Origin of the sequence: Paenibacillus oceani, assembly GCF_014705615.1 — a bacterium.
GTDB classification, from domain to species: Bacteria; Bacillota; Bacilli; order Paenibacillales; family NBRC-103111; genus Paenibacillus_AB; species Paenibacillus_AB oceani.
In genome coordinates, this window is record NZ_JACXJA010000014.1 from 164,664 (window position 1) to 182,657 (window position 17,994).

Here is a 17,994-nt window from a genome sequence, read left to right on the forward strand (position 1 = left end):
CAGTTAAGGGGAAGATAAACGGTATACGCACACTTTTCACAGCTAAGGGGATGTAAGCATGGAAACGAAATCAACAACGCCTGCAAACTACGAACAATTTGCGCAGCTCGACATCCGGGTCGGGACGGTCGTCTCGGCCGAGCCTTTTCCCGAAGCCCGCAAACCGGCGATCAAGCTGACGATTGACTTCGGACCGCTCGGCATAAAGCGGACTAGCGCGCAAATTACTACCAGATACGAGCCGCAAACGCTGGTAGGAAGGCAAGTGACGGCAATTGTGAACTTCCCGCCCAAGCGGATCGCCGGCTTCGTATCGGAAGTGCTTGTTCTTGGCGGCGTACCCGGCGAGGGGGATGTCGTCCTGCTCCGCCCGGACGAGCCTGTCGCTAACGGCACTCCGGTCGCGTAACCTGGAACCAACACCAACGCTTCGTGGGGCGAAAGTGCTGTAACCGGAGGCATAAGAAGCGAGAGACGCCGGTATGTTGACGTTCAGACATCATTTCCGAAAAGACGTCTGACCGGCGTATTGCCGCGCCGCAGACTCGTTTTTATAATGAAACCCAAAGGAGCTTAATCCTTTGGGTTTTGTTGTTTGCGATAGGCGGTTGGAGTCATGCCGACATGCAGTCTAAACGCGGCATGGAAGTTTCCCGGCGACTGATAGCCGACCGCAGCCGCGATATCATGGACAGGCCGGTCCGTGTTTGTGAGCAGCTCCATGGCAATTTTCATCCGGGTCTCCAGCAGCTTTCGGCGAAAGGACGTGCGGTACAGCTCATTTAAGATGCGGTGCAACTGACGGGTGCTCACATTCAGCCGGCGCGCTAGCTCTTCCTCCTTGACCGCCTCGTTATAGTGCGCGGCGAAGTAAGCATCGATCAGCCCGGTCCGGTTATCATCCGGGTTCAAAGGTACAGCCTGTCTGTACTCCTCGGCAGGAGCATGCGGAGCGGTGCGGATCAGATCGATCAGCAGCTGGGCGAGCAAACTTATCGTTTTCGCTCTGTAGCCGACCGGCTTCTCCAGCAGCTCCCGTTTTATAGCGGTCATAAGCGATTGCAGGGTTCCGGACGAATCCGTCTGTTTGTAGAAGGTCATCCCGTTCAGCACCTGCAGGAACGTTTCCGCTTCCGGATTGCGGGCTTGGCTATTGCGATCAGCAGCTGCTCTATAGTGGAAGCGCAAACATATTTTGCGCACCTGATCGTGCTTGTTGGACAACTGGGAGTGATACGTTCCGGGCGGAATGACGCAGTACGTACCTTCCGGCAGCTCGTGCTGCTGGTCTTCGATGAGCATGACGCACCTGCCCAACTGGACGAGATGGATCTCGAAGTCGGCATGATTATGGCTTAACTGCTGGTCCCAGTCGTAGTCGTCCGGGCGAAAAAAGCCGATGTCCAGACCGACCTCGAAGAGCACGGTTCCGGCTTCCACAGTAATTTTGACGGGCTCGCACGGCTCATGACGGCTTGGCTCCTGCACCTGATTCAACTCCAGCTCGGTTTATGGGGGGGCTTGAAGTTCGTTGACTTTATCATAACGGACGGAGCATGGGGCGTAAATATCCGTTTTCCGCGGCGACAGCCTTATGAAATGATCAGAAGGGGAGAGGTATACATGATTCGTTCGATCGTGCAACGAAACGATAACTTGGTGGAACTTAAGCTGGGCGGCGTAGAAGGACTGATCTCGTGCGAGATGCGGATCAGTGTGGACGGTTTAAACTGGAAAGCGGCCAGCCTATACCCCGGCTTGGATACGGAAACGGTACTGAACGGAAACGGGTACTTATGGAGCCAGGCTGTATCCAAGGGGATCGTCCGGTTAAGCGGCCAAGCCGAGCCGAGGTTTTACTGGAACAGTTATTTGAACCTGGGCACATACTGCGGCGCGGTGTCCGTCCGACTGATCGTCGTCGCGATAGACGGTATTCACGAATATTCCGAATCCGTCGAATTGTCGGACCGGGGAGTCGTATACTGCAGAGATTGGGTGTATCCGGCTGAAGGAACGGACGTTTCGGCTGCAGACGGGGGCGAGGGGCGGTCGTTCGGCGTGCTGCGCAACGAGTTTTCACCGTATGCGACGATGACTTTACCCGCTTCCGGAGAGTACGATATTTATTTCGGCCTGCCGGCAGGAGGCTTGAGACAGCTGGTACGGGTTGATGCCGAGCCGTTTTCCCGAATCGTCACCTCGGGCAACAGTATGGACTTATTGGAAAGCAGCTTTAACGGCAAAGCGAATAAAGAAATTTACTGGAAACGGCATAAGCTGGACGGAAGCGTTCTTGAATTGGCCAAACTGAAAGAGACGCTCGTGGAGCATCATCAGGCGGGGAAGATCGGGTATGTAAAGCTTGTTCCCGCAGCCGAATCCCGGAATGCGGACGTTTCTTCGGTCAGGAAGCCTGTTCCGGAGCTTATCCTGTATTACGAACCTTATAGCTATTCCCTCCATGGATTCCATGACGGCGCGACGATGAACGGGGTAATGCTGGAGGAGTTTCTGCGCTTAAAGCCCCGGGAGATCACTTGTCAAACGGTCCGGATCGGGATGAAGTCGCTGCACCACAGCCACTTTTTGCAAAGGCTGGACACTCCCGCGCGAACGGATGAAAATACGATTATCGACGATCCGGTCAAGCTGGCGAACAACTGCGATATTTTGTCGGAAACCGTTGTTTATGCAAAGGGCAGAGGAGTACGGCTGACCGCCAACGTCGGAATGAACCGGCCTTACCTGTGGCTTCCCGCCGTATCGGAACGATTTTCCCAAAGCAATCCGGGACTGCTGTCCGGGGGGGAGTTCGATTACGGCAAAGAAGAAGTGCGCGAGTACGCGCTGCGCATCCTGTTCGAGCTGGTCGACAATTACGATATAGACGGTTTATTCCTGGACTATATGAGGAGCTTCGGCAATCAGACCGCGGAATCGATCGTGTACATATTGCGGCAAACGAAAGAGCGATTGAACCGCAAGTCGGCGGATACGGGCCGGCCGCTTGAGCTGAAGGTACGGATTCCGGCCGATCAGGCTCATTATTTCAGGGCGATGCAAATCAGCGTGGAACACGGATACGTAGACGGGATCGTACCTTCCAACTCGGCAACCAGCGAGCCGTTCCCGCCGGTGGAGCATTTCGTAGCGATGTGCAAAGGGACGGCCGCCAAGGTGTACGGCTGCATCGACGGGTGGAAACGATCCGTAGCTTCCGACCCAAGGGCGGGCAGTTTGTGTATGGCTCACTCCCCTCAAGATCTATTGCGGTATATCGATCATTACACGAATCTTGGCGTGGACGGCATCTTCATTTACCAAGCTGATCAATTTACGGCGAATCCGTTTCTGAATAAAGTGTTTGCCCCGGTCGAATGACCGGGTTGTTTTTTTTCTGACAAGGTAAAATGCTTGACAACGCATCGCCTACCCGCTATGATTAGTTTTGTCGCTGTAAAGGTGTTTTCCTTAACAGAGGGAGTGACGCAGGTGACAAGCGAAGAGGCGCTCAGCAAGACGAACCGGATCAACATGCTGTTTGACATATACGGCCCTTTGTTGACGGGCAAGCAGAGCACGTTTCTCGGTCTGTACTTTCACGACGATTATTCGCTCGGCGAAATAGCCGAGGAATATGAGATAAGCCGCCAAGCGGTATACGAACATATCAAGCGCGCAGAACAGGCGCTGGAGGATTACGAGGCGAAGCTGGGCCTCCTCCGCAAGCACGAGGAGCGCCGCCAGGTCGCAGAGCGGATCGAAGCGCTGTTCGCCGGCGAAACGTCCGCCCTACCGGGCGAATTGAAAGAGCTGGTGCGAAAGCTGTACAATATAGATTGAACGATGCAACACCGATTTTACAACTCCACGGATGAAGCGGGGGGATGACCATGGCATTCGAAGGATTGACCGGCCGTTTGCAAAACGTGCTGACCAAGCTGCGGGGCAAAGGAAAACTGACCGAGGACGACGTGAACGAAGCGCTGCGCGAGGTGCGGCTTGCTCTGCTTGAAGCCGACGTCAACTTCAAAGTCGTCAAAGAGTTTATCGCCAAAGTGAAGGAGAAGGCGATCGGCCAGGAAGTGCTGAAGAGCTTTACTCCGGGCATGGTCGTCATCGATATCGTAAACAAAGAGTTGACCGAGCTTATGGGGGGCACCCAAAGCAAGCTGGCGAAGGCGAACAAGCCGCCGACAGTCATCTTGATGGTAGGCTTGCAGGGCGCGGGTAAGACGACGGCTTCAAGTAAGCTGGCCAAGCTGCTGCAGAAGCAGAACCATCGCCCGCTGCTTGCCGCTGCCGATATTTATCGTCCTGCGGCGATCAAGCAGCTTCAGGTGCTCGGCGAGCAGATCAAAGTGCCGGTGTTTACGCTCGGGGATCAGACAAGCCCGGTCGACATCGCCAAGGGCGCTTTGCAGCACGCGAAGGATAACGGAAACGACTACCTGATCATCGATACAGCCGGACGGCTGCATATTGACGACCAACTGATGAACGAGCTGAAGATGATCGTCGAGTCGGTGCAGCCGGACGAGACGCTGCTGGTCGTCGACGCGATGACAGGTCAAGAAGCGGTTAATGTCGCCGAGAGCTTCCATGCCCAGCTGGAGCTGACCGGCGTCGTTCTGTCGAAGCTTGACGGGGATACGAGAGGCGGAGCCGCCTTGTCGGTCAAGGCCGTTACCGGACGCCCGATCAAGTTCGCTTCGCTCGGGGAGAAGATGGATTCGCTTGAGCCGTTCCATCCGGAGCGGATGGCGTCGCGGATTCTCGGCATGGGCGACATGCTGTCGCTGATCGAGAAGGCGCAGGCCAACATCGACGCGGACAAAGCGGCCGAGATGGAACGCAAGATGCGCAACGCCGAGTTCACGTTCGAAGATTTTCTGGAACAGATGGAGCAGGTGAAGAAGCTCGGACCGCTTGACCAACTGCTCGATATGCTGCCCGGAGCGAACAAGATGAAGGGCATGAAAGACATGAAGGTCGACGACAAGCAGATGGGACGCGTCGTCGCCATCGTCAAGTCGATGACTACCGAAGAGAAACGCAAGCCGGAGCTGCTGAACGCGAGCCGACGCAAGCGGATTGCGGCAGGCAGCGGCACCTCGATTCAGGACGTCAACCGTCTCATCAAGCAGTTCGACGATATGCGCAAAATGATGAAGCAGTTCTCGTCGATGATGGGACCCGGCGGTCCGAAAGGCATGAAAAACTTAAAAAACAAACTTGGCAAAGGCGGCGGAGGCTTCAAGTTTCCGTTCGGCTAAACCGGGTCTATTCTGCAAGGGAGGTGAAATCAAATGGCAGTTCGCATTCGTTTGAAACGTATGGGCGCTCATAAAGCTCCTTTTTACCGCGTGGTTGTATCGGATTCCCGTTCCCCGCGTGACGGCCGATTCATCGAAGAAATCGGTACGTACAATCCGTTGACGAAACCGGCTGCAGTTACCATCGACGAGGAAAAAGCGTTGAAATGGCTGCAAGACGGCGCGCAAGCGTCCGACACGGTTCGCAACTTGTTCAGCAAAGCCGGAATCATGACGAAGTTTCACCAAATCAGACAACAGAAGTAATCTGTTGATTTGGAGGTTGCTATGAGAGATTTGATCACCGTTATCGCCAAGGCGTTGGTTGATCATCCGGAAGATGTCGTCGTGAACGAAGCCGAGGAGAAAGACGAGATCGTTTACCGGCTGTCCGTTCATCCGTCCGATATGGGCAAGGTGATCGGCAAGCAGGGGCGTATCGCCAAAGCTTTGCGCACTGTCGTCACATCGGCGGCCGTGAAACAAAACAAACGCGTGTCCGTGGAAATCGTCTCTTGACGTTTGAAGCGGACTCGCTTCCGTTTGCCTTCCGTTCCAGCCGCTATGCGGCAAGTATAACGGTTGGAACGGGAGCGCAAGCTGCAGGCAGGAAGGGTTAGGCCGCTCGCGCCTAGCCCTTTTTCCAAATCCGGAGGACGGCGGTCCGCTGTCCGCTGTCCTGCTCTGCTTCGAAAGCTCGGAATATACAAATGAATACCGGTTACATGGAGGGACATGGATGAGCGGAAAACTGTACAGTGTCGGTAAAGTGGTCAATACGCACGGCGTTCGCGGAGAGCTTAAAGTTGTGCCGCAAACGGACTTTCCCGAAGAACGGTTTGCCAAAGGCAGCCGGCTGATCGTGGTAAACCCACAGAACGAAGCCGATCGTATGGCCGTTCAGGTGGAGTCGGCCCGTCTCAACAAAAACGTGTATATCGTCAAGCTGAAAGGGCACGTTAACATTAATGAAGTACTGCCTTACAAAGGCTGGGAGTTGAAAGTGGCCGAAGAAGAGCGGAAGCCGCTGGACGAAGGCGAATATTATTATCATGAGATTATCGGCTGCACCGTCGTTACAGAGGACGGGGAAGAGCTTGGAGCGGTAAGCGAAATACTGGCTCCCGGAGCGAACCACGTGTGGGTCGTCGAACGTCCCAAAGGCAAGCAGGTATTATTGCCGGTCATTGACGACGTCATTCTCGACGTGGATGTGGAAGCGAAACGGATCCGGGTTCATCTGATGGAAGGTTTGATCGACTGATGCGGATTGAGGTGCTGACTCTTTTTCCGAGTATGTTTGAAGGCGTCTTCGGTTCGAGTATATTGGGCAAAGCGCGGGATAAAGGAATCGTTTCGCTGCAAACGGTTAACTTTCGCGATTATGCGAACAACAAGCACAATACGGTGGACGATTACCCGTTCGGCGGCGGGGGAGGCATGGTGCTGAAGGCGGAACCGATCTTCAGCGCCGTGGAAGAGCTGGCGCCGCCCGGAGGAGATCGCCCGCGGGTTATTCTCATGTGCCCGCAGGGCGAAACGTTTACACAGCGCAAAGCGGAGGAATTGTCGCGGGAAAGCCATCTCGTGTTCGTTTGCGGACACTACGAGGGGTACGACGAGCGGATTCGCGAGCACTTGATCACAGACGAGCTCTCGATCGGCGACTACGTGCTGACCGGCGGCGAGCTGCCGGCGATGGTTGTGATCGACAGCGTCGTCAGACTGCTTCCCGGCGTGCTCGGCAACGAACTGTCCGCTGTCACTGATTCGTTCAGTACGGGGCTGCTGGAATATCCGCATTATACGCGGCCTGCTCAGTTTCGGGAGTGGCCGGTGCCGGACGTGCTGTTATCCGGTCATCACGACAACATAGCCCGCTGGAGACGCGAGCAGTCGCTGCTCCGGACGCTGAGGAGACGGCCGGATTTGCTGGAGGATGCCGACTTGACGCCGAAGGAACGGGCGTGGTTGGAGAAGCAGCGGAGTGAGCCGGAGTCGTAGCGGGGGAAAGCTAGAGCTTTCAATTGATATTTTAGAAGAGTTGCTTGCATTCATTAGGGCGGGTATGGTAAAATATCACCTGTTGTAGTTTTTAGTTCGGTGGTCCTCTGCGCGCCATGATGTCAGCCATATAGGGCTTTCGGAGCGAGTACGAACATCTGAGTGGAAGGAGGAAGTCAACCTATGAATCTTTTACGTGAAATTACGCAAGAACAGCTTCGTCAAGTACCAAGCTTTCGTCCAGGCGACACGTTGAAAGTGCATGTTAAGGTTATCGAGGGCTCGCGCGAACGGATCCAGCTGTTTGAAGGTGTTGTGATCAAGCGTCGTGGCGGCGGAATCAGCGAAACGTTTACCGTTCGCAAAGTTTCGTATGGCGTAGGCGTGGAAAGAACATTCCCGCTGCATTCGCCTAAGCTCGAGAAAATCGAGGTGGCTCGCCGGGGTAAAGTTCGCCGCGCGAAGCTCTACTACTTGCGCGGACTGCGCGGTAAAGCAGCTAGAATTCAAGAAATTCGTTAATCGGAATGGGGGCTTGTCGCAAACAAGTCCCTTTTCGTTTACCCGAATAGAGATAGGACGACTTCAGTACCATGCAGAAGGAAGCGTAATTCCGGAGCAGAAGGGGGAGGCTATGAGCGATAACGATCAAGCGAAACGTCCGGTTCCAGCGAATGCAAACGATATGCCGGACGAGAGCAAGCAGTCGGATTCAGACATGGAGCGCTCCACAGCTCCGGAAGCGGCAAGCGCCGAAGAGGGCCTGAACCGGAGCGATGCGCCGCCGGCGAATGGACAAGTTGAGCCGGCACGTGAAACGGATGGGGCCGACGTCCAAGCAGCGACGCAGACCGGCGGCACCGCCGCCGCGAAAGCGAAAAACGAAGTGTGGGAATGGACCAAGGCGCTGCTGATTGCGTTCGCGCTCGCCTTTTTGATCCGCTACTTCCTGTTCGGCTCCTACATCGTGGACGGCCCGTCGATGAAACCGAATTTTCACACCGGCGAGCGAATTATCGTCAACAAACTGCTGTACAAGTTCCGTGAGCCGAAACGCGGCGAAGTGATCGTGTTCCACGCTCCGGGCAATAAAGATTTCATCAAACGCGTAGTGGCGCTCCCGGGCGAGACCGTTAAAGTGCAGGGCGATACCGTTTTTGTTAACGGACAAGCGGTGGACGAGCCGTTTTTGCGGGATGTTATAGAGAAAGCGAAGCAATCGGGCAGAACGTATAACGATCTGAACTGGCCGGAATCCAAAGTTCCGGAAGGGACCGTTTTCGTCATGGGGGACAACCGCTCGGACAGCACGGATAGCCGGATGATCGGGCCTGTGCCGTTTGACAATATCGTCGGGCGGGCGGATATCGTTTTTTGGCCGGTGAAAGATTGGCAATGGATTCATTAAAGAAATGAACGGACAGTCGGGAGGTGACGGCATGGCGACGATCCAATGGTTTCCCGGTCATATGACGCGGGCGAAGCGGCAAATCCAGGAGAAGCTGAAGTTGATTGATCTTGCGATCGAACTGCTGGACGCTCGGGTTCCGCTCTCCAGCCGCAATCCGATGATCGATGAAATATTGATGAACAAGCCTCGGCTCGTTTTGTTGAACAAAGCGGATTTGGCCGATCCGAGCGTTACCCGGGAATGGGTTCAATATTTTGCCGGCATCGGCATCGAGGCGCTGCCGATAGACTGTGTATCGGGCGAGGGCGTACGGGCCATCCCGGAGCGGGCGAAGCATGCGCTGAAGGACAAGATCGAGAAGCAGCTCAGCAAAGGAATGAACCCGCGTGCGGTACGGGCGCTGATCGTCGGTATCCCGAACGTAGGGAAGTCGACCTTGATCAACCGTCTCGCAGGCAAGCATATTGCGGCGACCGGAGACAAGCCGGGAGTGACGAAGGGGCAGCAGTGGATCAAGGCAGGCGGGGATCTGGAACTGCTCGATACGCCGGGGATATTGTGGCCGAAGTTCGAGGATCAGCAGGTGGGCTACAAGCTGGCGGCGATCGGGTCGATCAGCGATCAGATTTTGCAGGTGGAAGATGTGGCGTATCATGCGATCCGGTTTCTGATTGCCGGGTATCCAGGCGAGTTGCAGCAGCGGTACGAGCTGGACGAGCTTCCGTCCGGACAGTCGGAGCCGAATGCGTTCGTCGACGTGATGGAACGGATCGGCCGCAAGCGGGGCTGCCTGCAAAGCGGGGGGACGATCAACCTGGAGAAGGCGTCGATGGTCATCCTGCGGGATCTGCGAGGCGGTAAGCTGGGCCGGATCAGTCTGGAAAGCCCGAATCAGATGCAGTATATGACAAGCACTCTTGACGGCTGAACGTTACGCCGCCCGAGGGTGCTTTTTTGTCGTTACCGGGGGATTTAGGCTGAGCGATTTCCAGCGAATGTATAGGGGGATTTTGCGGGAGGGATCAGATGCGGTCTTCCCACTTGTCCGTATTCCCGGTACAATGGAACATACAAACGACCGATCATGGGGGAACGCAAGGTGCTGGAATATGAACGCGATTTATGGCAAAGCGGCATCCGGTTCGTCGCGGGGATCGACGAGGTCGGACGCGGCTGTCTGTTCGGCGACGTAGTTGCCGCAGCGGTGATTTTGCCGGAGGGCTGCGAAATTGAAGGAATTAACGATTCGAAAAAGTTAAGCGAGAAAAAACGCGAGGAGCTGTATCCGATCATTACGGAGCGGGCGCTCGGGATCGGGATCGGCTGCGTGAGCGCTTCGGTAGTCGATTCGATCAACATTAAGCAGGCGGCCAGACTGGCAATGAAGAAGGCGCTGGAGCAGCTAAGCGAATCGGTCGTGCCGGACTATCTGCTGGTCGATGCGGAGAAGGTGGACAGCTCGATCCGGCAGCTCGCGGTTATACACGGGGATGCGCTTAGCCAGTCGATTGCGGCCGCTTCGATCATCGCCAAAGTAACCCGGGACCGCCTCTGTCTTCAGTGGGATATGGAATTTCCCGAATACGGAATCGCTGCGCATAAAGGATACGCTACGAAAGCGCACAGGGAAGCGATACTCGAATACGGGGCTTGCCCGCTGCACCGCAAAACGTTTTTGAAAGGGTTGTTAAACGAGCAACTGGAGCTGTTCTGACTCCATAGGCCTATTAACAATAAATCCGTATCAAGCCGATATACATAAGAAACAGATATGACGGTAAAGGAGTCGGCGATATGAGCATGCAGATCGGTCAAATGATGCGGAATTTGCTTGGCGAGATGCAGCCGGCGGCAGATGCCAAATCGCTGGAGCTGAAAGTCGGCCAAATCGTCAAAGGCATGGTGCTGCAGTTGCTCGGTGAGCAGGATGCGATTGTTAATATAGGCGGGGTCCATATGAGGGCCAAGCTGGAAATTCCACTGCGCCAGGGATTAGTGACGTTTCTGCAGGTGATGCCCGATTCGAACGGCAGCCAATTGGTGCTGAAGCCGGTAAACGGGTCGGCGCTGCCGCTTGATGAAGGGGCGTTGTCCGAGCTTGTCAAAGGATTTCCTTCCAAAGACCAGCCTGCGCTGAAAGAATTGGCGAAGCAACTGCAGCAGGCGGATGTGCCTCCCACGAAAGCGAATCTGCAATCGTTTCATAAAATCATGACTCAGGCGCCTGCCCAGGTTCCGGCCAATCAATGGCTGGAAGCGGCTGTCGTGGCAAACGACCGGAATTTGCCCTTATCCCGGGAAACGGTAGCCGGCCTTCGGGAGGCGATGTTCGGTCCGGCGCTGCAGGAGAGGCTGGACGGACTCGAGGCGAGAGCTTCGGAAGCGTCACGCACGCTTGCCGCAAGCGGTACGGCCGCAGAGCTGAAGCCGCTTCTGGACAAGCTGCAGCAGGCGATCGGCCAAGTCCGCGAGGCGGCAGGACGTATGCCGGCAGCTGCGTCGACTGTGCCGGCGGCGCTGCCGGCGGAACAAGCCGCGCCGGACGTGCCGGCAAGACCGCAGACATCTGCGGCGAATCCGGCGCCGGGAATGGCAAATGCTCCCGCACGCGAGCCGATTCCATGGTCGCAGAGTGTGGGCGCTGCCTCTACGGCGGTGCCGGCTTCGGGTCCAGGAAGCGGAGGTGCTGCAACCGGGGCAAATGGTGCAGGACAAGCCGGGGACGGGAGGGCGCCGGGGACGGCAGCAGGGACGGAAGCCGCTGTAAGCCGGGATTCGGCTATCCCCAAAGCGGCGAATCCGGCCGCGTCCGCAATTCCCGCTGCGCCCCAACCATACGTAGAGCACGATCCGTCCTCCTCCGGCCGGCCGGCAGCTAGAGCCGACGACAATTGGATATCGCGCGTTCTGAAGGCGGTAGGCATGGATCACGAGCATCAGCTCGCCAAAGCGATCGAGAAGGCGGAGCCGAAGCCGGGAGGAACGCCTATGACGCACGACCCGGCCTCTGTGCGGCTTGCAGCGCAGGAACCGGAGGCTAGAGCCGTTCCATCCGATCCGGGCCGTCACGCGGCGGCTGACAGCCTCAAAAGCGTCCTGCTGCAGGTGATCAGTTCGAGCTCCGCACCGGAGCCTTTACGCGAGCAAGCGCAGCAGACTTTGCAGCAAATTACCGGGCAGCAGCTGCTGTTATCGCCCGACCGGGGGTCCGTATTCAGCCATGTCACTTTATTGCTGCCGGTGCGTCATGAAGGAGGCGAGCAGACGGCCGCGATTCACGTCCAGTCGAGAAAAGGAAAACGGGGGGAAATCGACGCGCAAAATTGCCGGCTGCTGTTCGACTTGAACATGCAGACGCTTGGTTTGACTCTTGTCGACGTTCAGGTGTTCGATAAAAAAGTGCATCTGCAGGTGCATAATGATATGCCGTTTCTCGGACCGCTGCTCCAGCAGTACCGCGATGAGATTGAAGACGGGCTAAGGCAGAACGGATACCAGTTCATGGCGCTTAAATGCAGCCCTTTTCCTCAGCCCGCGCAGGCGGATTCCGACTCCTCTGGTATGGCCGTCTTGAATCCAGACAGAGCTGCGGCAGCATCCGGATTCCGCGTAAAGCCGTATAAAGGTGTGGACGTGAAAGTATGAACGGAAACAATAAGAAGGATCGGAACAGCAGCATCAAAAAAGCGGTAGCACTCCGCTACATGCCCGGCGAGAACACTTCCCCAGTCGTCGTAGCCAAAGGGAAGGGCCACATCGCGGAGACGATCATGGAGAAGGCGAAGGAGCACGGCGTCCCGCTGCAGGAAGATCCGTCGCTCGTCGAAGTGTTGTCCAAGCTGGATCTGAAGCAGGAAATCCCTCCCGAGCTATACCAGCTGGTCGCCGAAATATTAAGCTTCGTGTACCGGACCGATTCGCGCGCCAAGGCGGGAAGGGAAGAAGCGAAATGACGGGCGGAAGAATGGCAGACGGCAGACGTGCGCTGGGGCGCAAAGGGGAAGAGGCAGCCGCCGCTTACCTGGAAGCGGCAGGGTACCGGATACTGGAACGGAACTGGCGTTGTCCGAGCGGGGAGCTTGACCTGATCACGGAGACGGATGGAGTCATTGTTTTCGTGGAAGTGCGTTCCCGCCGCGATACCGGGACGTTCGGAACGGCGGAGGAATCCGTCGACGCCCGCAAACGGAACAAGGTACGGGAGACGGCGAATGTTTACTTGTACCGCAATCGGGCTTTCGATAGAAAGACGCGGTATGACGTCATTGCGGTCGCGTTTACGACCGGCGGGGAGCTGCACCGAATCAATCACATTCCATACGCTTTTTAATGGAATACGTAAGGGAAAAAGCCGTCAAGACCGGTTCCGGTCTACGACGGCTTTTTCGTAAGGCTGAGGGCGATGCGATCAGCCTTCGCCGGGAATGGAGCATTTGTTGCGGATAAACCGGATCTGATTTTCGATTCGGTTCAGATGCTCCTGATCTTCCGGTGATGCCCCGCTGCGGCTGCGCAATTGCTCCGCCTCCTGCAACAGGTTGTGCAAATCTTCGCCGGCGTTCGAGCAGTTATAGTTGCTTTCCAATTGATCCAGCATAGTAGCCTCCATAGTGTCGTATTGCCCGTGCAGCCAGCAAGCCTCGCAGAAGGGGCTGGCTCATACGGTAATGGGCGGTGCAACACTATTATGCATCGATGTCGGCCCGGATAATCGTAAAAGCGCGACGAACGGAAATCACGTTACACCCGAATCATCCGAATTTGTCCTCCATACTTCGGTCGAGACAGCGGTATTGAAGCGCTTCGGCGAGGTGTGCCGTCCGGATTGCTCCGCTGCCGTCCAGATCGGCAATCGTTCGGGCTATTTTGAGAATGCGGTCGTGAGCCCGTACGCTTAAGCTTAAAGCTTCGAACGACTCGGCCAGCAGCTTGTCTCCGTCCGGGGGGAGCCGGCAGTATTCACGCAGCAAGCGGCCGGACAACTCGCCGTTAAACCGGATTCCCTTGCCCGCATAACGCTCCGCCTGGAGCAGCATGGCGCATTCCACCGACTGGCGGATCTGTTCCGAGGAGACGTTGCCCTCCGTCCGCTTCATCGAATCGAAATCGATGCGCGGAACCTCCACATGAATATCGATCCGGTCAAGCAGAGGGCCGGATATTCGGGAACGGTAACGCTGAACTTGAGGCAGACTGCACGAACAGGCCGCTGCCGGTCCGGAGAAGCCATAAAATCCGCACGGACACGGATTCATCGAACCCGCCAGCATAAAATGGGTTGGGAACGTAAACACCGCTTTCGCCCGGCTGATCGTCACGCGCCGGTCTTCGATCGGCTGACGCAGCACCTCCAGCACATTCCGCGGAAATTCCGGCAGCTCGTCGAGAAACAGGACGCCGCGATGGGCCAAGCTGACTTCGCCCGGCCTCGGAACGCTGCCTGCGCCGACAAGTCCGCCCATCGATACGGTGTGATGCGGATTGCGAAACGGTCTTGCCCGGATCAGCGTCGTGCGGTCCTTTAACTGGCCGGCAGCACTATAGATTTTCGTTACTTCAAGAGATTCCTCCTCCGACAAGACGGGGAGGATGGAGGGCAGCCTGCGGATCAGCATCGTTTTTCCGGAGCCTGGCGGTCCGACGAAAATCAGATTATGCATCCCGGCCGCAGCGATCGTTAGAGCGCGTTTCGCCTGATGCTGACCGCATACATCGACAAAATCTTCGGCCCATGTTTCGACAAACTGCGGCTGCAATTGATCTTTTGACGGGCGCCGTGAATCCGATAGACTTTTAAATAGGTCGTTCCCCCTATACTGAAGCAGTTCCTTCAAATTGTGAATGCCTGCGATCCGCATGCCTTCGATCAGGGCGGCCTCCTCCGCATTCTCCGCAGGCAGCAGCACGTTCGTTAGCCCCCTGCGTCTGGCTGCATCGACCATCGGCAGCACGCCGTGCACAGGCCGCAGCCGGCCGTCGAGCGACAGCTCGCCGATCGTCAGGCAGCGGTCCAGACCCGGCAGCGACAGCTGGCCGCTTGCCGTGAGGATGCCTGCGGCAATGGCCAAATCGAACGAGGCGCCTTCCTTGCGGACGTCGGCCGGAGCCAGATTGACCGTAATCCGTTCCATCGGAAAGGCGGCTCCCGTATTTTTGATCGCCGATCGCACCCTTTCCGCAGATTCCCGCACGGAGCTGTCCGGAAGTCCGACGATTTGAAAAAACGGCAAGCCGTTGCTAATATCAATCTCCACATCGACGATCGTACCGTCTATCCCTTGCAGGCAAGCGCCATACCGGTTGTCGTACATAACAAAAAACACCTCTTCTCGGAATTAAAACCCGCACCGGGCATAGATAGGCCAAGCGGGTCGGTTGCCGGAAAAGGTGCTTCCTTATCGTCCGTATTACCGAAATATACTCAGATTGTCAGAAGTAGTTATTCGCCGCTGCGCCGCCGTTTTCCTTCCCGGTCCAACATTTTTATTAAAATCCGATCCATTGGAGATACTGGAATGTAGCGGAAATGAGGTGAGACTACATGGAGGAAAAAGCGTACTTTTGTCCCAACTGCCGTTCAAATCGGACGAAGTTCCGGGTTTATGCGACAACGTCCCAATCGTTTATGAAAGAACCGGTGACCGGGGAAATCTACAGCATGGCCGATCCCGTTCCGGTTGAGGATGCCGAGCCGACGATCGGTTGTCTCGTGTGCGGCTTTGCCGGCAATGAGATGCGGTTCGTCAAGCAGGCGGAGCGCGAGCCCCGAATGGCTTCCCCGACGAATCCGGCGTATTGAAGGACGGGTCCGCGTACAGACCGGCCCCTTAGCGATAGCGCGAGCTTTCCGAATTCGGGAGCAGCGCTATTTGCATGTCTAAGCGTATGGAACGCCTCCTAACGTTCCGGCTGTCTTTTTGTCGTCTTAATCAAAAAAACGTACATTGTTCACAAAAAATTCAGGAAAGTGTCGATGAAACGTGATACAATGAGTAGGGCATTTTTGGGGATACACCGAATCGACGGAGTTGCTTTACGTTCGGTCGGGAGAGGGCAATTTGCCTTTTTTTGCATACAAACTCACCCAAGACAGTTGATAGGAGGATTCGAGAATGAATATCCATGAGTATCAAGGCAAAGAAGTCCTGAGACAATATGGCGTTGCGGTTCCTCAGGGCAAAGTGGCGTTTACCGTCGACGAAGCCGTCGAAGCGGCAAAAGCTCTCGGCACCCAGGTGGTCGTCGTCAAAGCTCAAATCCATGCAGGCGGCCGCGGTAAAGCGGGCGGCGTCAAAGTGGCTAAAAACCTCGACGAAGTGCGTACATATGCCGAGCAAATTCTCGGGAAAGTACTCGTAACGCACCAAACCGGGCCGGAAGGCAAAGAAGTGAAGCGTTTACTCATCGAAGAGGGCTGCGACATCAAGAAAGAGTACTATGTGGGCGTGGTCGTAGACCGCGCTACCGGCCGTGTCGTCATGATGGCTTCCGAAGAAGGCGGTACCGAGATTGAGGAAGTTGCCGCACATACCCCGGAGAAAATTTTCAAAGAAGTGATCGATCCTGCAATCGGCTTGATGCCTTTCCAAGCCCGCAAGCTGGCTTATGCGATCAACATCCCGGCTCCGCTGGTCAATAAAGCGGTTCAGTTCATGACAGCTTTGTATACCGCATTTGTGGACAAGGACTGCTCGATCGCGGAGATCAACCCGCTCGTCGTAACCGGTGACGGCAATGTGATGGCGCTTGACGCCAAGCTGAATTTCGACTCCAACGCTTTGTTCCGTCATAAAGACATTTTGGAGCTTCGCGACCTGGACGAAGAAGACGAGAAAGAAATCCAAGCATCCAAATTCGACCTGAGCTACATTGCGCTTGACGGCAACATCGGTTGCATGGTTAACGGCGCGGGTCTTGCCATGTCGACGATGGATATTATCAAATATTACGGCGGCGAGCCGGCGAACTTCCTCGACGTAGGCGGCGGCGCAACGACCGAGAAAGTTACCGAAGCGTTCAAAATCATTTTGTCCGACCCGAAAGTAAAAGGCATCTTCGTCAATATTTTCGGCGGCATCATGAAATGCGACGTGATCGCAGACGGCGTAATTGAGGCAGCTAAGCAAATCGGCTTGGATCGTCCTCTTGTCGTGCGTCTGGAAGGTACGAACGTCGAGCTTGGCAAGAAGAAGCTGAATGAATCCGGTCTGAACATTGTGGCGGCCGACTCGATGGCGGACGGCGCGCAAAAAATCGTTTCGCTGGTGAAGTAATTCGAGAGGAGATGGACAACGATGAGCATTTTGATCGATAAAAATACGAAAATCATTACGCATGGCATCACCGGTTCGCAAGGGAAGTTCCACACTCAAGGCGGACTCGAGTACGGCTCGCAATTCGTCGGCGGAGTAACGCCGGGCAAAGGCGGTACGGAAGTCGAGTTCTCGCTGGAGAACGGCACGACCGTAAAATTGCCTGTATTCAACACGGCTATCGAAGCCAAAAAAGCGACGGGTGCAACTGTATCGCTCATTTTCGTTCCTCCGGCTTTCGCTGCGGATTCGATTATGGAAGCGGTCGACGCGGAGATGGATTTGGCCATCTGTATTACCGAAGGTATTCCTGTACTCGACATGGTTCGAGTCAGCCGTTATATGGAAGGCAAGAAAACCCGTCTGATCGGCCCGAACTGCCCGGGTGTCATCACTCCGGATGAGTGCAAAATCGGCATCATGCCGGGTTACATCCATTTGAAAGGTCATGTGGGCGTCGTATCCCGCAGCGGTACGCTTACGTACGAAGCGGTTCATCAGCTGACGACCCGCGGCATCGGCCAATCGACGGCTGTAGGGATCGGCGGAGACCCGGTTAAAGGCTCCGAGTTTATCGACATCCTCAAACTGTTCAACGAAGATCCGGATACGTATGCGGTTATTATGATCGGCGAGATCGGCGGTACGGCGGAAGAAGAAGCGGCCGAATGGATTAAAGCGAACATGACGAAACCTGTCGTCGGCTTTATCGGCGGCCAAACGGCGCCTCCGGGAAAACGGATGGGACATGCCGGCGCGATCATCTCCGGCGGCAAAGGAACGGCTGCAGAGAAAGTATCGACGCTTGAGGCTTGCGGCATCAAGGTTGCTCCTACGCCTTCCGAGATGGGCTCCACGCTCGTCAGCGTTCTGGAGGAAAAAGGACTGCTCGAGAAATGCACCGTTAAAAGATAAATATATACAATAATATGTATTTAATGAAGGTAAG

General features: G+C 55.8%; 21 protein-coding genes. 18 read left to right on the forward strand and 3 right to left on the reverse strand.

Annotated features, from left to right (window positions below; genetic code table 11):
- The first annotated feature begins 58 nt into the window (after positions 1-58).
- Positions 59-409 carry a chaperone CsaA gene (csaA, locus tag IDH45_RS12075; RefSeq protein WP_190927853.1) on the forward strand — a complete coding sequence of 117 codons (351 nt, stop codon included), beginning with the start codon at positions 59-61 and terminating at the stop codon, positions 407-409.
- 164 nt (positions 410-573) lie between these two features.
- Here csaA and IDH45_RS12080 read toward each other — a convergent pair whose 3' ends face one another.
- Positions 574-1,488 (reverse strand): AraC family transcriptional regulator, encoded by a 915-nt coding sequence (locus tag IDH45_RS12080; protein WP_190927855.1) that lies wholly within the window; start codon positions 1,486-1,488, stop codon positions 574-576.
- A 135-nt stretch (positions 1,489-1,623) separates the two neighbouring features.
- On the opposite strand from IDH45_RS12080, the gene IDH45_RS12085 reads away from it, so the two are divergent.
- From IDH45_RS12085 to IDH45_RS12150, 14 genes are all read left to right on the forward strand, one after another.
- Positions 1,624-3,384: a hypothetical protein gene (locus IDH45_RS12085; RefSeq protein WP_190927856.1), complete on the forward strand. Its 1,761-nt coding sequence runs from the start codon at positions 1,624-1,626 to the stop codon at positions 3,382-3,384.
- Between the two features lie 111 nt (positions 3,385-3,495).
- Complete coding sequence (locus IDH45_RS12090) at positions 3,496-3,846, forward strand: putative DNA-binding protein (protein WP_190927858.1); 351 nt, start codon at positions 3,496-3,498, stop codon at positions 3,844-3,846.
- Between the two features lie 50 nt (positions 3,847-3,896).
- On the forward strand, positions 3,897-5,279 hold the full coding sequence (ffh, locus tag IDH45_RS12095) for a signal recognition particle protein (protein WP_190927860.1): 1,383 nt from the start codon (positions 3,897-3,899) through the stop codon (positions 5,277-5,279).
- A gap of 33 nt (positions 5,280-5,312) precedes the next feature.
- On the forward strand, positions 5,313-5,585 hold the full coding sequence (gene rpsP / locus IDH45_RS12100; RefSeq protein WP_190927862.1) for a 30S ribosomal protein S16: 273 nt from the start codon (positions 5,313-5,315) through the stop codon (positions 5,583-5,585).
- Positions 5,586-5,606: 21 nt separating this feature from the next.
- Complete coding sequence (locus IDH45_RS12105) at positions 5,607-5,837, forward strand: KH domain-containing protein (RefSeq protein ID WP_190927864.1); 231 nt, start codon at positions 5,607-5,609, stop codon at positions 5,835-5,837.
- A gap of 220 nt (positions 5,838-6,057) precedes the next feature.
- Positions 6,058-6,582, forward strand: coding sequence for a ribosome maturation factor RimM (gene rimM, locus IDH45_RS12110; RefSeq protein ID WP_190927866.1), 525 nt, complete (start codon positions 6,058-6,060; stop codon positions 6,580-6,582).
- Positions 6,582-7,322 (forward strand): tRNA (guanosine(37)-N1)-methyltransferase TrmD, encoded by a 741-nt coding sequence (trmD, locus tag IDH45_RS12115; RefSeq protein ID WP_190927868.1) that lies wholly within the window; start codon positions 6,582-6,584, stop codon positions 7,320-7,322. Before rimM ends, trmD begins: the two co-directional genes overlap by 1 nt.
- Before the next feature lie 183 nt (positions 7,323-7,505).
- A complete protein-coding gene (gene rplS / locus IDH45_RS12120; RefSeq protein WP_190927870.1) occupies positions 7,506-7,844 on the forward strand; it encodes a 50S ribosomal protein L19 in 339 nt (112 codons plus the stop codon).
- A 196-nt stretch (positions 7,845-8,040) separates the two neighbouring features.
- A complete protein-coding gene (gene lepB, locus IDH45_RS12125; protein WP_190928023.1) occupies positions 8,041-8,730 on the forward strand; it encodes a signal peptidase I in 690 nt (229 codons plus the stop codon).
- 31 nt (positions 8,731-8,761) lie between these two features.
- Positions 8,762-9,661, forward strand: coding sequence for a ribosome biogenesis GTPase YlqF (ylqF, locus tag IDH45_RS12130; protein ID WP_190927872.1), 900 nt, complete (start codon positions 8,762-8,764; stop codon positions 9,659-9,661).
- Between the two features lie 171 nt (positions 9,662-9,832).
- Positions 9,833-10,447: a ribonuclease HII gene (locus IDH45_RS12135; RefSeq protein WP_317891194.1), complete on the forward strand. Its 615-nt coding sequence runs from the start codon at positions 9,833-9,835 to the stop codon at positions 10,445-10,447.
- 80 nt (positions 10,448-10,527) lie between these two features.
- Positions 10,528-12,378: a hypothetical protein gene (locus IDH45_RS12140; RefSeq protein ID WP_190927876.1), complete on the forward strand. Its 1,851-nt coding sequence runs from the start codon at positions 10,528-10,530 to the stop codon at positions 12,376-12,378.
- Positions 12,375-12,686, forward strand: coding sequence for an EscU/YscU/HrcU family type III secretion system export apparatus switch protein (locus IDH45_RS12145; protein WP_190927878.1), 312 nt, complete (start codon positions 12,375-12,377; stop codon positions 12,684-12,686). Before IDH45_RS12140 ends, IDH45_RS12145 begins: the two co-directional genes overlap by 4 nt.
- Positions 12,683-13,063 carry a YraN family protein gene (locus tag IDH45_RS12150; RefSeq protein WP_190927880.1) on the forward strand — a complete coding sequence of 127 codons (381 nt, stop codon included), beginning with the start codon at positions 12,683-12,685 and terminating at the stop codon, positions 13,061-13,063. Before IDH45_RS12145 ends, IDH45_RS12150 begins: the two co-directional genes overlap by 4 nt.
- 78 nt (positions 13,064-13,141) lie before the next feature.
- Here IDH45_RS12150 and IDH45_RS12155 read toward each other — a convergent pair whose 3' ends face one another.
- Together IDH45_RS12155 and IDH45_RS12160 are read right to left on the reverse strand one after the other, a co-directional pair.
- Positions 13,142-13,330 (reverse strand): DUF2524 domain-containing protein, encoded by a 189-nt coding sequence (locus IDH45_RS12155; RefSeq protein WP_190927881.1) that lies wholly within the window; start codon positions 13,328-13,330, stop codon positions 13,142-13,144.
- Positions 13,331-13,484: 154 nt separating this feature from the next.
- On the reverse strand, positions 13,485-15,044 hold the full coding sequence (locus IDH45_RS12160; RefSeq protein ID WP_190927883.1) for a YifB family Mg chelatase-like AAA ATPase: 1,560 nt from the start codon (positions 15,042-15,044) through the stop codon (positions 13,485-13,487).
- A gap of 230 nt (positions 15,045-15,274) precedes the next feature.
- Here IDH45_RS12160 and IDH45_RS12165 point away from each other — a divergent pair, with 230 nt between their 5' ends.
- The 3 genes from IDH45_RS12165 (at position 15,275) to sucD (ending at position 17,960) form a co-directional block, all read left to right on the forward strand.
- On the forward strand, positions 15,275-15,532 hold the full coding sequence (locus tag IDH45_RS12165; RefSeq protein WP_190927885.1) for a hypothetical protein: 258 nt from the start codon (positions 15,275-15,277) through the stop codon (positions 15,530-15,532).
- A gap of 313 nt (positions 15,533-15,845) precedes the next feature.
- A complete protein-coding gene (sucC, locus tag IDH45_RS12170) occupies positions 15,846-17,006 on the forward strand; it encodes an ADP-forming succinate--CoA ligase subunit beta (RefSeq protein WP_190927887.1) in 1,161 nt (386 codons plus the stop codon).
- Between the two features lie 21 nt (positions 17,007-17,027).
- Positions 17,028-17,960 carry a succinate--CoA ligase subunit alpha gene (gene sucD / locus IDH45_RS12175; RefSeq protein ID WP_190927889.1) on the forward strand — a complete coding sequence of 311 codons (933 nt, stop codon included), beginning with the start codon at positions 17,028-17,030 and terminating at the stop codon, positions 17,958-17,960.
- Positions 17,961-17,994: the final 34 nt, after the last annotated feature.